This is a genomic window from Oceanisphaera psychrotolerans (genome assembly GCF_001870485.1).
Lineage (GTDB): Bacteria > Pseudomonadota > Gammaproteobacteria > Enterobacterales > Aeromonadaceae > Oceanimonas > Oceanimonas psychrotolerans.
Window position 1 is genome coordinate 1 of the sequence record NZ_MDKE01000021.1, and the last position, 13,020, is coordinate 13,020.

The 13,020-nt window shown below is 56.9% G+C and carries 11 protein-coding genes and 1 pseudogene; 9 read left to right on the forward strand and 3 right to left on the reverse strand.

Annotated features, from left to right (window positions below):
• Positions 1 to 422 (forward strand): IS630 family transposase (locus BFR47_RS08455; protein WP_139215096.1); only part of this gene is annotated, 422 nt, incomplete at its 5' end.
• 88 nt (positions 423 to 510) lie between these two features.
• Here BFR47_RS08455 and BFR47_RS08460 read toward each other — a convergent pair.
• The 3 genes from BFR47_RS08460 to rfaD form a co-directional block, all read right to left on the reverse strand.
• On the reverse strand, positions 511 to 1,560 hold the full coding sequence (locus BFR47_RS08460) for a polysaccharide pyruvyl transferase family protein (RefSeq protein ID WP_071472653.1): 1,050 nt from the start codon (positions 1,558 to 1,560) through the stop codon (positions 511 to 513).
• 69 nt (positions 1,561 to 1,629) lie between these two features.
• Complete coding sequence (locus tag BFR47_RS08465) at positions 1,630 to 3,399, reverse strand: bifunctional glycosyltransferase family 4 protein/polysaccharide deacetylase (protein WP_071472654.1); 1,770 nt, start codon at positions 3,397 to 3,399, stop codon at positions 1,630 to 1,632.
• Positions 3,400 to 3,424: 25 nt separating this feature from the next.
• Positions 3,425 to 4,378 (reverse strand): ADP-glyceromanno-heptose 6-epimerase, encoded by a 954-nt coding sequence (gene rfaD / locus BFR47_RS08470; RefSeq protein WP_071472655.1) that lies wholly within the window; start codon positions 4,376 to 4,378, stop codon positions 3,425 to 3,427.
• 143 nt (positions 4,379 to 4,521) lie between these two features.
• Here rfaD and BFR47_RS08475 point away from each other — a divergent pair, with 143 nt between their 5' ends.
• The 8 genes and pseudogenes from BFR47_RS08475 to BFR47_RS08510 all read left to right on the forward strand — a co-directional run bounded on the left by BFR47_RS08475 (position 4,522) and on the right by BFR47_RS08510 (position 12,976).
• Entirely contained in the window at positions 4,522 to 5,184 is a 663-nt protein-coding gene (locus BFR47_RS08475; RefSeq protein WP_071472656.1) for a TetR/AcrR family transcriptional regulator, read from the forward strand.
• Positions 5,185 to 5,279: 95 nt separating this feature from the next.
• Positions 5,280 to 6,470 (forward strand): glycine C-acetyltransferase, encoded by a 1,191-nt coding sequence (locus BFR47_RS08480; protein WP_071472657.1) that lies wholly within the window; start codon positions 5,280 to 5,282, stop codon positions 6,468 to 6,470.
• A 13-nt stretch (positions 6,471 to 6,483) separates the two neighbouring features.
• Entirely contained in the window at positions 6,484 to 7,509 is a 1,026-nt protein-coding gene (gene tdh / locus BFR47_RS08485; protein ID WP_071472658.1) for an L-threonine 3-dehydrogenase, read from the forward strand.
• A 500-nt stretch (positions 7,510 to 8,009) separates the two neighbouring features.
• Positions 8,010 to 9,125 (forward strand): branched-chain amino acid ABC transporter substrate-binding protein, encoded by a 1,116-nt coding sequence (locus BFR47_RS08490; RefSeq protein ID WP_071472659.1) that lies wholly within the window; start codon positions 8,010 to 8,012, stop codon positions 9,123 to 9,125.
• A gap of 222 nt (positions 9,126 to 9,347) precedes the next feature.
• Positions 9,348 to 10,270, forward strand: a pseudogene (gene livH / locus BFR47_RS08495) (high-affinity branched-chain amino acid ABC transporter permease LivH).
• Entirely contained in the window at positions 10,267 to 11,508 is a 1,242-nt protein-coding gene (locus tag BFR47_RS08500) for a high-affinity branched-chain amino acid ABC transporter permease LivM (RefSeq protein ID WP_071472660.1), read from the forward strand. The pseudogene livH and the gene BFR47_RS08500 overlap by 4 nt, the downstream one beginning before the upstream one ends.
• Positions 11,505 to 12,269, forward strand: coding sequence for a high-affinity branched-chain amino acid ABC transporter ATP-binding protein LivG (gene livG / locus BFR47_RS08505; protein WP_071472661.1), 765 nt, complete (start codon positions 11,505 to 11,507; stop codon positions 12,267 to 12,269). Before BFR47_RS08500 ends, livG begins: the two co-directional genes overlap by 4 nt.
• Positions 12,270 to 12,271: 2 nt before the next feature.
• Positions 12,272 to 12,976 carry an ABC transporter ATP-binding protein gene (locus BFR47_RS08510; protein ID WP_071472662.1) on the forward strand — a complete coding sequence of 235 codons (705 nt, stop codon included), beginning with the start codon at positions 12,272 to 12,274 and terminating at the stop codon, positions 12,974 to 12,976.
• The last annotated feature ends 44 nt before the right edge of the window (positions 12,977 to 13,020 follow it).

The window sequence follows — 13,020 nt, forward strand, 5'->3', positions numbered from 1 at the left end:
TCGTCACACCGGGTATCAACGAAAAGCACTATCTGGCCGGAGCCCTGCATGCGACGACGGGCAAGGTAACCTATGTTGCTGGTCACAAAAAGAACTCAGCCCTGTTTATCTCGTTGCTGGAAGCCTTGCGTCGACGCTACCGACGAGCTCGGAACATCACGCTAATCTTGGATAATTACGTGATCCACAAGAGCCGTCTGGTGCAAAGTTGGCTGGCAGATAATCCCAAGTTCATCCTGATCTTCCAGCCGGTCTACTCACCCTGGATTAACAAGATAGAGCTGCTTTGGCACAAGCTGCATGAGACGGTAACCCGCAATCACCAGTGCTACAGCATGGTATCGCTGCTGAAGCGAGTCAGACATTTTATGGATACCGTTTCGCCATTTCCTGGGAGTCGTTACGGAACAGCCAAAATGTAGCACTATTAGGATCAGTTATTTAATGTGCAATAGATAGGTATACAATTAGTTTGGCAGGTGTGCCGAATGAAGACACACCTGTTATTAGTTATTTTATTTTTTCATTAAATAGTGATAAATATTTTTTCATCGTTGATTTTTTATGATCTTGGAGTTTTGTACTTTTACCTTCAATTTCTTTGATGGTATTTTTTATCAGAGTTTTCAGTTCCTGATAATCAGTGCCGACACTGACCAGTTCGGCACCAAACCCTTTCACCGTGACAGCTCTTTCATCATGGGCAAACATGATGCCAGGAATACCCATCGACGCTGAAATACCTATTCCGTGAACGCGATAGCCAATTACAAGGTCATACTGTTTATAAATTTCCAAGTAGTCTTTCGCATCATAAGAATAGCGCAATTTATGATTTTCGAAGTCTTTTTTGAAAGATGATAATTCATCTATATAATGAGAGACAAATTCAAATTCATATTCCTCACCAAAATCTTTAAGAATATTCCTATACATCTCCATCATGTAAATGTAAGTTTCATTGGATACGTTGTTACAGGCGACGGCACTGTTTGTACCATACATGAGCCCGATTTTCTTGACTGACTTTACTGTTCTTGATTCTTTACTTGAAAATAAGGCAGGGCAAGGGAGCTGATATGCTGTAACAGGTTTTAGGCCTTCTAATGTATTAGCATCTCTGGTGGTTATTAGTAATGCGCTTTTGAACACTTCCTGTTCAGTCTTGGTGAAATGTTCGTCGGTAAATGAAAATTTACCACTGGTACCCAATCCCAGAAATATGGTCGGAATATTGAACTCGATTACTGAGTCATAAAGTTTTTTCATCCTTCGGCCGCGCCATTCAGGAGAGCCGGCAAAGACAACCATGTCGGCATAATCCATCGGGAATCTGTCTTTGACGGAATTATCTAGGAATTTTTCGATGAAATCCTTTCCCAGAAAATTATCGATAGCTTTTACTATATCTACCTTTCTTGCCCTTCGTGTCTGCGGATTTCTGTTATATATGATGGGATTAAAATCATTTATATGATGGGATAGTAGGTTCATACAACCCATGAAAATAAACTCATCACCGGGGTTCCATTGTCTGGTGGTAGAAAAAACAATATTCATAAATATTCCTAATATGTCATATCAGAGGTGACAGCTGTCTGCATTTGAATGGAGCTTAGGTGCATATAATCAGGCCTTAGTCTTCCTGAATACATAACTCCCCCTGATCTTCCGCCACAGGCCGAACACATCGGTACGGGGGAAGATGGCGATGCGGCGGATCTGGTAGGGATCTTCGTGCATGGCCAGGGGGCCGCTGTTGGTGGCGACGGCAAAAGGGTAGCCCAGTTCTTGGGCTAACTCTTTGCTGTCCTGATTATGGCTGCCAAACGGGTAGGCGAAGGAGGACAGTTTCTGGTCCAGCAGTTGTTCCAGCTGTGCCTTGTTTTCGGCCATTTCGTGGTGCTGGGCGTCTTTATCCAGGGTGTTCAGGTGGGGGTGGGTCAGGGTGTGACCACCAAATTCCACCAGACCGGAGTCGGCCATTTCCCTGATCTGGGCCGGGCTCATCAGCTCTACCCGTTTTTCCGGGTTGTCCGGGCTTTCCACGTCCCAGCGGTTGAACTGCTCGCCGGTCACCATGTAAATCACCGACTTGAAGCCGTATTTTTTCAGCAGCGGAAACAGCAGCTCGTAGTTGTCTTTATAACCATCGTCGACGGTGATGATGATGTACTTCTTGCCGGACTCCAGCCGGCTGGCCATGCCTCGCTCGGCCAGATCGGCGAAGGTGAGGGTCTCAAAGCCCAGCCGCTTGAGCAGTTTGAAGTGCTTTTCCAGCATGTTTACGTGCATATAGGTGCCATGTACGCCTTTTTCGCTGTCGTCCCTGATGAAGCGGTGATACATGATGATGGGCACTTCCCGGCGCAGTCGGTGCACGTAAACGCTCTGGTAATGTTGCTCCAGCTGGTCGGCTACGGCTGTCAGGTCGTAGCTCGCCCTTACCCGTGCGGCCAGAGCGGTGGCATCGTAGTCAATATTCAGGGCGGCAGCAATCCGGGCGGGCAGGGCGGCGAAGTCGATATCCAGATCCTTTGGCCCGATATCGCCGAAGTTGCTCGCCATGGTCGCATCCAGGTTGTCGGCGGTAACCAGGCCGGGTGCCTGCGCTTCGCCCACGGCAAACACCGGGCGTTCCATCAGGATGGATTCCATGGCTACCCGGCCGGCGCCGATCACCAGATCCGAGGTCGCCATCAGGGCCGGCACATCCTGCACATAGCCCAGAAAGTTAGCCTGATCTTTGAAACGCTCGAACCGTTCCGGGATTTGCGAACCCGAGGCGATCTGCACCCGGTATTTTTCCAGATCCAGGCACTCGTCCAGCAGCCGGTAGCACAAGTCGCCCTTGGGGCCGGTGAGCCGACCTATGATGCTGATCACCGGCTGGTCGTTGTTCGGTACCGGTACGGGCCGATACTGCTCGGTATCGATGCCGTTACGGCCGATGGCAATCAGCTCGGGCGCGACCCCCAAGCTGCTGATCAGCTGATCCCGTACCGCCTCGCATACCGCCAGCGCCCGGTCGCCCAGGGCATGGAATTTCTTGCGCGAGGCATGCACCGGCTGGCGGCCGTGAACCGAGGTGATCATCGGGGTGCCGGTGAGCTTGCAGGCCACATGGCAGCTCCAGCTGGAGGCTCGGCTGTGGGCATGCACCAGCTGAATGCGGTGCTTCTTTATCAGATAGATCAGGTAGCCCACATGCCAGAACCGGCGGGGGATACTGCGCTTGTTGAAGCGCAGCTTGAAATACTCGCCCTGATGCGGTTTGGTCAGGGTGTCGGAAACGTAAAACACCTGGTGTCCGCGCCGATTGAGTTCGTCACCCACCGTGGTGGCATAGACTTCGGCCCCAGTCACTTCCAGCTGGGACAGCGCCATCAATATGTTCATGCGGTCTTCCGTTTCGGGCCGGTGGTTACTTGTTCAGCCACGCCATGTATTCGCTTACGCCTTCGGCCACGGTTTTGAAGTCGTGGGGATAGCCGGCGGCGCGCAGTTTGGTGAGATCCGCCTGGGTAAAGCTCTGGTAGCGACCCTTCAGTTGCTCGGGGAAGGGGATATATTCTATCTGTCCCTTGCCGTGATGCTTGATCACCGCCTCGGCGACGTTCTGGAAGGGCTCGGCCCGGCCGGTGCCACAGTTGTAGATGCCGGAGACCTCCGGATTCTGCCAGAACCACAGGTTGACCTTGCACACGTCTTCCACATAGATGAAATCGCGCATCTGGCCACCGTCGGGAAAACCGTCACACCCTTCGAACAGCTTGGGATTTTCGCCCTTGTGCAACTGGGTATTGAGGTGGAAGGCCACGCTGGACATGCCGCCCTTGTGCTGCTCACGCGGGCCGTAGACGTTGAAATACTTGAGGCCCACTACCTGGGAGTTGATCTCGGGCATCAGCCGGCGTACATACTGGTCGAACAGCTGCTTGGAGTAGCCGTAGACGTTGAGCGGTTGTTCGTATTGCGGCTCTTCGATGAAGTTGTCGTTGCGCCCGCCGTAGGTGGCGGCAGAAGAGGCATAGATAAAGGGAATGTCCCGTTCCAGGCAGTAGTGCAACAGATCTTTGGAGTATTCGTAGTTGTTCTCCATCATGAACTTGCCGTCCCACTCGGTGGTGGCCGAGCAGGCACCTTCATGGAAGATCACCTCGATGCCGCCCCACTCCTCGAACTCGTCGCCGGAAACGACACGGTGCAGAAATTCGTCCTTGTCCAGATAGTCGGCGATGGTCAGGTCGACCAGGTTGACGAACTTGGTGCCATCGGTCAGGTCGTCGATGACCACTACATCGGTGCGCCCCTGATCGTTCAGGGTTTTTACCAGATTACTGCCGATAAAGCCGGCGCCGCCAGTTACAATGATCATCGCTGTCTGCCTCTTGCTGGCCGGAAGCTGTCCGGCTGAAGGAAGTGAATTAAGCCGAAAGTTTATCATGCTTGTGCGGCAGAAAACTAACCCGCCGGCCTGTGTTACTATTCAGTGATGGCATTGAGTATTTGGTTCACAGGATGAAAACCAAGGATCGTATTGTCGCCGCCGCCCTGCAGTTGTTTAACGAGCGGGGGGAGGCGAACGTGACTACCAATCATATCGCCGCTCATCTGGGCATCAGTCCGGGTAATCTTTATTACCACTTTCGCAACAAAAACGACATTATTCACTGTATATTCCTGCAATATACCGACCATCTTCGCAAAAGCTTCACACCGGTCAGCGGGCAAGAAAGTGCCAGCCCGGCGGTATGGTTTCACTATCTGGACGCCATCTACTACGTGATGTGGGAGTTCCGTTTCTTCTACGCCAATCTCAACGATATCCTGCAGCGGGATCCCGCACTGCATCAGCAGTATCTGGCGGTGCAACAGGAGCTGGCGGTGAACCTGCAGGCGCTGCTGCGGGAGCTGAACAACCAGCAGGTGCTGGCCATTCCCGATGAAGAGATCGAACCTCTGACCGAGGTACTGCGCATGCTGGTGTCGTTCTGGGTCAGCTACCAGTTGGCCCAGTCGCTGACCCCGCGCATCAGCCAGTCGGTACTGTACCAGGGCGTGGCCCGGGTGCTGCTGTTGCTCAAGCCCTATTTTCATCTGGAGAAGGGACGCGAGCTGGCGACACTCATGGCACATTATCAGGCGATGGGTTCAACGAGCAGTGATCCCTTCCATAAATAGGATGAAGTTTAGAATATGTTATGAGGTTTGGGTTTTTAAGTAGTAAAATGGTCTGAATTAAACCCAGATAGTCAGATTGATAGCGGGAGTTCACTATGTCATCGACATTTTATGCTTATTTATCCGAGCAGTTAGCGCAAACCAAAGCCGAGGGGCTCTACAAGCAGGAGCGGGTGATCACCTCGGCCCAGAATGCCGCCATCGAGGTGGGACAGCGGGAAGTCATCAATTTCTGCGCCAACAACTATCTGGGACTGGCCAATCATCCCGAGCTGGTCACCGCGGCCAAGCAGGGTCTGGACAGTCACGGCTTCGGCATGGCCTCGGTGCGTTTCATCTGTGGTACCCAGGATCTGCACAAGCAGCTGGAAGCCGACCTGTCCGCCTTCCTGGGCATGGAAGACACCATTCTCTATACCTCCTGTTTCGATGCCAACGCCGGTCTGTTCGAAACCCTGCTGGGCCCGGACGATGCCATCATCTCCGATGCGCTCAACCATGCCTCCATCATCGACGGCGTGCGCCTGTGCAAGGCCAAGCGCTACCGCTACGCCAATAACGACATGGCCGAGCTGGAAGCCCGGTTGCAGCAGGCGGATGCCGACGGTGCCCGCTTCAAGCTGATTGCCACCGACGGCGTCTTCTCGATGGATGGCGTTATCGCCAATCTCGGAGCCATCTGCGATCTGGCGGACAAATACGATGCCATGGTGATGGTGGACGACTCCCATGCGGTCGGCTTCGTCGGCGAACAGGGCCGCGGCACCCATGAATACTGCGACGTCATGGGCCGGGTCGACATCATCACCGGCACCCTGGGCAAGGCGCTGGGTGGTGCCTCCGGCGGTTACACCTCGGGCAAGAAGGAAGTGATCGACTGGCTGCGTCAGCGTTCACGGCCTTATCTGTTCTCCAACTCGGTGGCGCCGGCCATAGTGGCGGCTTCCATCAAGGTACTCGAGATGCTGAAAAACGGCGACAGCCTGCGCAACAAGGTGCGGGAAAACAGCGCCTATTTCCGTGAGCAGATGAGCGCCGCCGGCTTTACCCTGGCCGGGCAGGATCACGCCATTATTCCGGTGATGCTGGGCGACGCCGCCCTGGCGGCCCAGATGTCCGACAAGCTGCTGGAGCGGGGCATTTACGTCATCGGCTTCTCCTTCCCGGTGGTGCCCAAGGGCCAGGCCCGCATTCGCACCCAGATGTCGGCGGCCCACAGCCGCGAACAGTTGGATCAGGCCATCGCCGCCTTTATCGAGGTCGGCCGCGAGTTGGGTATCATTTAAGGAGATCAGTTTCATGAAAGCACTGGCAAAACTGAAGGCGGAACCCGGTATCTGGATGACCGAGGTGCCCGAGCCCGAACTGGGCCATAACGACCTGCTGATCAAGATCCGCAAGACTGCCATCTGCGGCACCGATATTCATATCTACAACTGGGACGAGTGGTCCCAGAACACCATACCGGTGTCCATGGTGGTCGGCCACGAATACGTGGGCGAAGTGGTGGCCGTGGGTCAGGAAGTACGCGGCTTTGCGGTAGGCGACCGGGTTTCCGGCGAAGGTCATATCACCTGTGGCCACTGCCGCAACTGCCGGGCCGGACGCACCCATCTGTGCCGCAACACCGTGGGCGTGGGCGTGAATCGTGAAGGTGCCTTCGCCGAGTATCTGGTGATCCCGGCCTTCAACGCCTTCAAGCTGCCCGACGAAGTATCCGACGATCTGGCCTCCATCTTCGACCCCTTCGGCAACGCGGTACACACTGCGCTGTCGTTCGATCTGGTAGGTGAAGACGTGCTGATCACCGGTGCCGGCCCCATCGGTATCATGGCCGCGGCCGTGGCCCGTCATGTGGGTGCCCGCCATGTGGTGATCACCGACGTCAACGAGTACCGGCTGGAGCTGGCGCGCAAGATGGGCGTGACCCGGGCGGTGAACGTGGCTACCGAAAAGCTGGACACCGTCATGGCCGAGCTGGGCATGACCGAAGGTTTCGATGTGGGTCTGGAAATGTCCGGGGTGCCGGTGGCGTTCCGCGACATGCTGGACAAGATGAACCACGGCGGCAAAATCGCCATGCTGGGGATTCCGCCGTCCGACATGGCCATCGACTGGACCAAGGTAATCTTCAAGGGGCTGGTGCTCAAGGGCATCTACGGCCGGGAGATGTTCGAAACTTGGTACAAGATGGCCAGCCTGATCCAGTCCGGCCTGGATCTGAGCCCCATCATCACCCATCACTTCAAGGTCGACGATTTCCAGCAGGGCTTCGATATCATGCGTTCCGGCCAGTCCGGTAAAGTCATCCTCGACTGGACCTAAGCATCACACTACGAGGATGGGCGCCATGCAGGCGCCCATCCTCGATACTCCTCTCCCGATATTCTCCCCCTCAATCCATCATGCCAGCCTGTACCCAGGTCTTCGATAATTCGGCCTGGGGTTGGTTGCACGTTCATACCTATCGGCTTAAAAAATTGATCTTTTTGACTGTGATCTCAACCCCGGACAAAGGGCTCGCTCCGCCGACTCGCTCGAGCACATCCATGTGACGCTCAGCACATGACATCCCTGTCATGTGCTGGTCGGTGGAGCAGATCTCTTTGTCCTCCTCTACGCACTGGCGTTGCTGGTTTGATCGCCAACCGTTCACTCGGGCGTAATGCGAGACGATCCGAGCCAGGCTTCACAATCCTGGGATTTAGGTTATAACTGGTGTCATGCGAAGCACATTTCGCTTGTGGAAATCGCAGGCTCAGGTTAGAAAAAGAGCAGGCCGGAGCATCTCCGGCGCAAAGCCTAACTGGACAGAGGGATTCTAGATGATCACATGGAACAAGAAAGCGGTTGCGGCGGCGGTGTCTGTCGCTCTGGGTTGTGGTGCCGTCTTCGCCGCCTCGGCGGAAACGGTCAAGGTGGCCATTGCCGGTCCGGTAACCGGGGCCGTGGCCCAGTACGGTGACATGCAGTTCGTCGGGGGCCGCATGGCGATCGAGATGCTCAACCAATCCGGCACTCTGGGTGATTACACCCTGGAAGCGGTGGAGTACGACGATGCCTGTGATCCCAAGCAGGCGGTGGCGGTAGCCAACAAGGTCGTGAACGATGGCGTGCAGTTTGTGGTCGGCCACCTGTGTTCCGACAGCACCCTGCCGGCTTCGGACGTCTATGACGACGAAGGCATCTTGATGGTAACGCCGGCCTCGACCAACCCGGTCATTACCGAGCGGGAGCTGGAGTTCGTGATGCGTACCATCGGCCTCGACAGCGATCAGGGACCCACTGCCGCCCGCTATATCCTCGAGCAGGTCAAGCCCGAGCGTATCGCGGTGATCCACGACAAGAAACAGTACGGCGAAGGCTTGGCCTCCAGCGTGCGCGATGCGCTGAAAGAAGCGGGTGTTGAGGTGGTGGCCTACGAAGGGGTGACCTCGGGCGACAAGGATTTCTCTACCCTGATTGCCAAGCTGCAGCGCGACAAGGTCGATTTCGTCTATTACGGCGGCTATCACCCCGAACTGGGGCTGATCCTGCGCCAGTCGGCCGAGAAAGGCTTCAAGGCCCGCTTCATGGGACCCGAGGGTGTCGGCCACAAGGACATCACCTCCATCGCCGGTGACGCCTCGGAAGGCCTGCTGGTGACTCTGCCCAAGAAGTACGATCTGGATCCGGCCAACGCCAATGTGGTGCAAGCCATTCAGGCCAAGGGTGAAGACCCGACCGGGCCTTTCGTCTGGACCACCTATGCGGCGGTGGAAGCCATTGCCGAGGGCATCAAACGCGCCGGTACCGACCCGGAAGCGGTGGCCAGTGCTCTGCGTGCCGAGCCGGTGAACACCGTGATGGGACCCTTGTCCTGGGATGAAAAAGGCGATCTGCTGGGCTTCGAGTTCGGCGTATTCGAGTGGCACAAGGACGGCTCTTCCACTCAGATGTAAGTTGCTGACGTCTATAGAAGTAACCGAAGCCGGGGGCTGATACGGTTCCGTCACGAGGAAGAAGGTCGTTCCAGAGCCAATGTTCACGGCAGGGATCCCCTTGCCGTATGTTGGCGCTGGGGGACCTTGTTCCGATGACATCCCGGCTGACAGCTCCCCGGCTTGGATCTGCTTTAATATTATTGCTGTCACCCCTCCCGCTCTACGACAAGGAAAGGTTGTATGTCTGAGCCCATTCTTTATTTTATCCAGCAGTTGCTCAATGGCCTGACCATCGGCAGCACCTACGCGTTGATCGCCATCGGTTACACCATGGTCTATGGCATCATCGGCATGATCAACTTCGCTCACGGCGAGGTCTACATGATCGGCGCCTATGCCGCCTTCATGGTGATGACCGGCCTGATGATGGCAGGCATCGACAGCACCGTGGTGCTGCTGACCGCCGCCTTTCTGGTGAGCATCACCCTGACCAGCGTCTACGGCTACTCCATCGAGCGGGTGCCTACCGGCCGCTGCGGGGCAGCAAGCGGCTGATCGCGCTGATCTCCGCCATCGGCATGTCCATATTTCTGCAGAACATGATGCGGCTGTCTCAGGGCTCGCGCGATATCGCCATGCCCAGCCTGATCCCCGGCGGCTGGACCTTTGGTGACAGCGGCTTTCAGGCCTCGCTGTCCTATATGCAGCTGATTATCTTCGTGGTGACCTTCGTGGCCATGACATTGCTGTCGTTGTTCATTTCCCGTTCTCGCATGGGGCGCGCCTGCCGGGCCTGTGCCGAAGACCTGAAAATGGCCAACCTGCTCGGTATCAACAGCAACACGGTGATTGCGCTGACCTTCGTCATCGGCGCCGCCCTGGCGGCGGTGGCCGGCGTGCTGCTGGGCTCCTATTACGGGGTCATCAATCCCTATATCGGTTTCATGGCCGGGCTGAAGGCCTTTACCGCGGCAGTTCTGGGCGGTATCGGCAGTATTCCCGGCGCCGTGCTCGGGGGCCTCTTGCTGGGGGTGACCGAAGCCATGACCGGTGCTTACTTCAGTACCGAATACAAGGATGTGGTCTCCTTCGGGCTGCTGATCGCGGTGTTGTTGTTCATGCCGACCGGCATTCTGGGTAAACCGGAGGTAGAGAAGGTATGAGCAAGTTAAAACCTGCACTGATTGCCGCCGTCCTGTTTCTGCTGCTGGCCGGCTGGTTACTTGGTTTTCGGCTGGAAACCGCCGGCACCAAACTGGTGGTGAGCAACCGCATGGATGCGGCATGGGAATGGCTGTTGCTGGGCGCAGGCCTGGTGTTTGCCGCCCAGTTGTTTCAGCACCAGTTGCGCAAGCCCTTTCAATATCTGTCGGATCGCAAAAGCGGCTTCGCCCTGCCGGTACCGGAAGAGCGGCCCTGGCTGTATCGCATCGTCACCGTGCTGGTGTTGGCCACCTTGCTGATCTGGCCCTTTATGGGGTCACGCGGCGCCGTGGATCTGGCCACCCTGACCCTGATTTACGTGATGCTGGGGCTGGGGCTGAACGTGGTGGTGGGCCTGGCCGGGTTGCTGGATCTGGGCTACGTCGCTTTCTATGCGGTAGGTGCCTACAGCTATGCCCTGCTCAACGCCTATCTGGGGCTCGATTTCTGGACCTGCCTGCTGATCTCCGGCGGCATGGCGGCGCTGTTCGGCTTTTTGCTCGGTTTTCCGGTGCTGCGTCTGCGTGGCGATTATCTGGCCATCGTGACCCTGGGCTTCGGTGAGATCATCCGGATTCTGCTCAACAACATGACCGAGCTTACCGGTGGCCCCAACGGCATCGCCGGCATTCCCAAACCCACCCTGTTCGGGCTGGAGTTCGAGCGGCGGGGCGGCAACACCTTCCACCAGTTTTTCGATATCGCGTACAACTCGGGCCACAAGGTGATTTTCCTCTACCTGTTGGCGCTGTTGCTGGTGATATTCACCATCTTCATCATCAATCGACTGCTACGCATGCCGCTGGGCCGGGCCTGGGAGGCGCTGCGCGAAGATGAAATCGCCTGCCGCTCGCTGGGCCTGAATCCGACCCTGGTCAAGCTCAGCGCCTTCACCATCGGCGCCGCCTTCGCCGGCTTTGCCGGCAGCTTCTTCGCCGCTCGTCAGGGATTCATCAGCCCCGAGTCCTTCGTGTTTATCGAATCGGCCATCATCCTGGCCATAGTAGTGCTGGGCGGCATGGGCTCGCAGATTGGCGTGGTGCTGGCGGCCATCGTCATGACCATATTGCCGGAGCTGACCCGGGAATTTAACGAATACCGCATGCTGCTGTTCGGCCTGCTGATGGTATTGATGATGATCTGGCGGCCTCAGGGGCTGCTGCCGATGCACAGACCCCACATGGAGCTGAAATCATGACGGCCCTGTTAAATGTATCCGATCTGACCATGCGCTTCGGCGGCCTGGTCGCCGTCGACAAGGTCGCACTCAGTATGGATGAGCGGCAAATCGTCTCGGTGATCGGCCCCAACGGCGCCGGCAAAACCACGGTGTTCAACTGCCTGTCCGGTTTCTATCGGCCCAGCGGCGGCACCGTCAACTTCAAGGGCCAGGCCATACAGGGGTTGCCCGGCCACAAGATTGCCCGCCTGGGTATGGTGCGCACCTTTCAGCATGTGCGGCTGTTCAAGGAAATGACGGTGCTGGAAAACCTGCTGGTGGCGCAGCACTTTCATCTGAACACCGGCTTTCTGTCCGGCCTGCTCAAGACCCCGGCCTTTCGTCGCTCCGAACGGGAGGGGCTGGCGCGGGCCCATTACTGGCTGGAAAAGGTGAACCTGACCGAGTTTGCCAACCGCACCGCCGACAACCTGGCCTATGGCCAGCAGCGGCGGCTGGAAATTGCCCGCTGCATGGCGGCGCGGCCGCAGCTGCTGATGCTGGACGAGCCGGCGGCGGGTCTCAATCCGAACGAGACGCGCGAGCTGGATCGGTTGATCTGTGATTTGCGTGATAACGAAGGGGTCAGCATCCTGCTGATTGAACACGACATGAAGCTGGTGATGGGCATTTCCGACTATATCTATGTGGTCAATCAGGGACGGCCGCTGGCCGAAGGCACCCCGGAGCAGGTGCGCAACAACCCCGATGTGATCAAAGCCTACCTGGGAGAAGCCTGAGCATGCTGCATGTGGATAATGTTTGTGCCAGCTATGGCAAGATCCAGGCGCTGGAAGATGTCACCGTCGAAATAAAGCAGGGGGAGATTGTCACCCTGATCGGTGCCAATGGCGCCGGCAAGACCACCCTGATGATGACCATCTGCGGCGAACCCCGGCCCACTCAGGGGCGAGTGCTGTTTGAAGGTCAGGATCTGGGCAGCCTGGATACCGCCGCCATCATGCGCAAGGACATCGCCATCGTCCCCGAGGGGAGGCGCATCTTTGCCCGGCTGACGGTGGAAGAAAACCTGCACATGGGCGCCTTTTTCGTCGACAAGCGCGAACATCCGGCGCTGCTGGCGGAGGTCTACCAGATGTTCCCCCGGCTGAAGGAGCGGATGAACCAGCGGGCCGGCACCATGTCTGGCGGCGAGCAACAGATGCTGGCCATCGGCCGGGCGCTGATGAGCAAGCCGCGGCTGTTGCTGCTGGATGAACCTTCGCTCGGGCTGGCGCCCATCATCATTGCCCAGATCTTCGAAACCATCGCCCGGCTGCGGGACGAGAAGGGGATGACGGTCTTTCTGGTGGAGCAGAACGCCAATCAGGCGCTGAAGCTGGCAGATCGGGGCTATGTGCTGGAAAACGGCCGGGTGGTGCTGGCCGATACCGGTGCCGCCCTGCTGGTCAACGAACAGGTACGGCAGGCTTATCTCGGCGGTTAGGGTAACCCCTGATGCCAAGGCCGCCGAGATTGGGTAAACTGCCT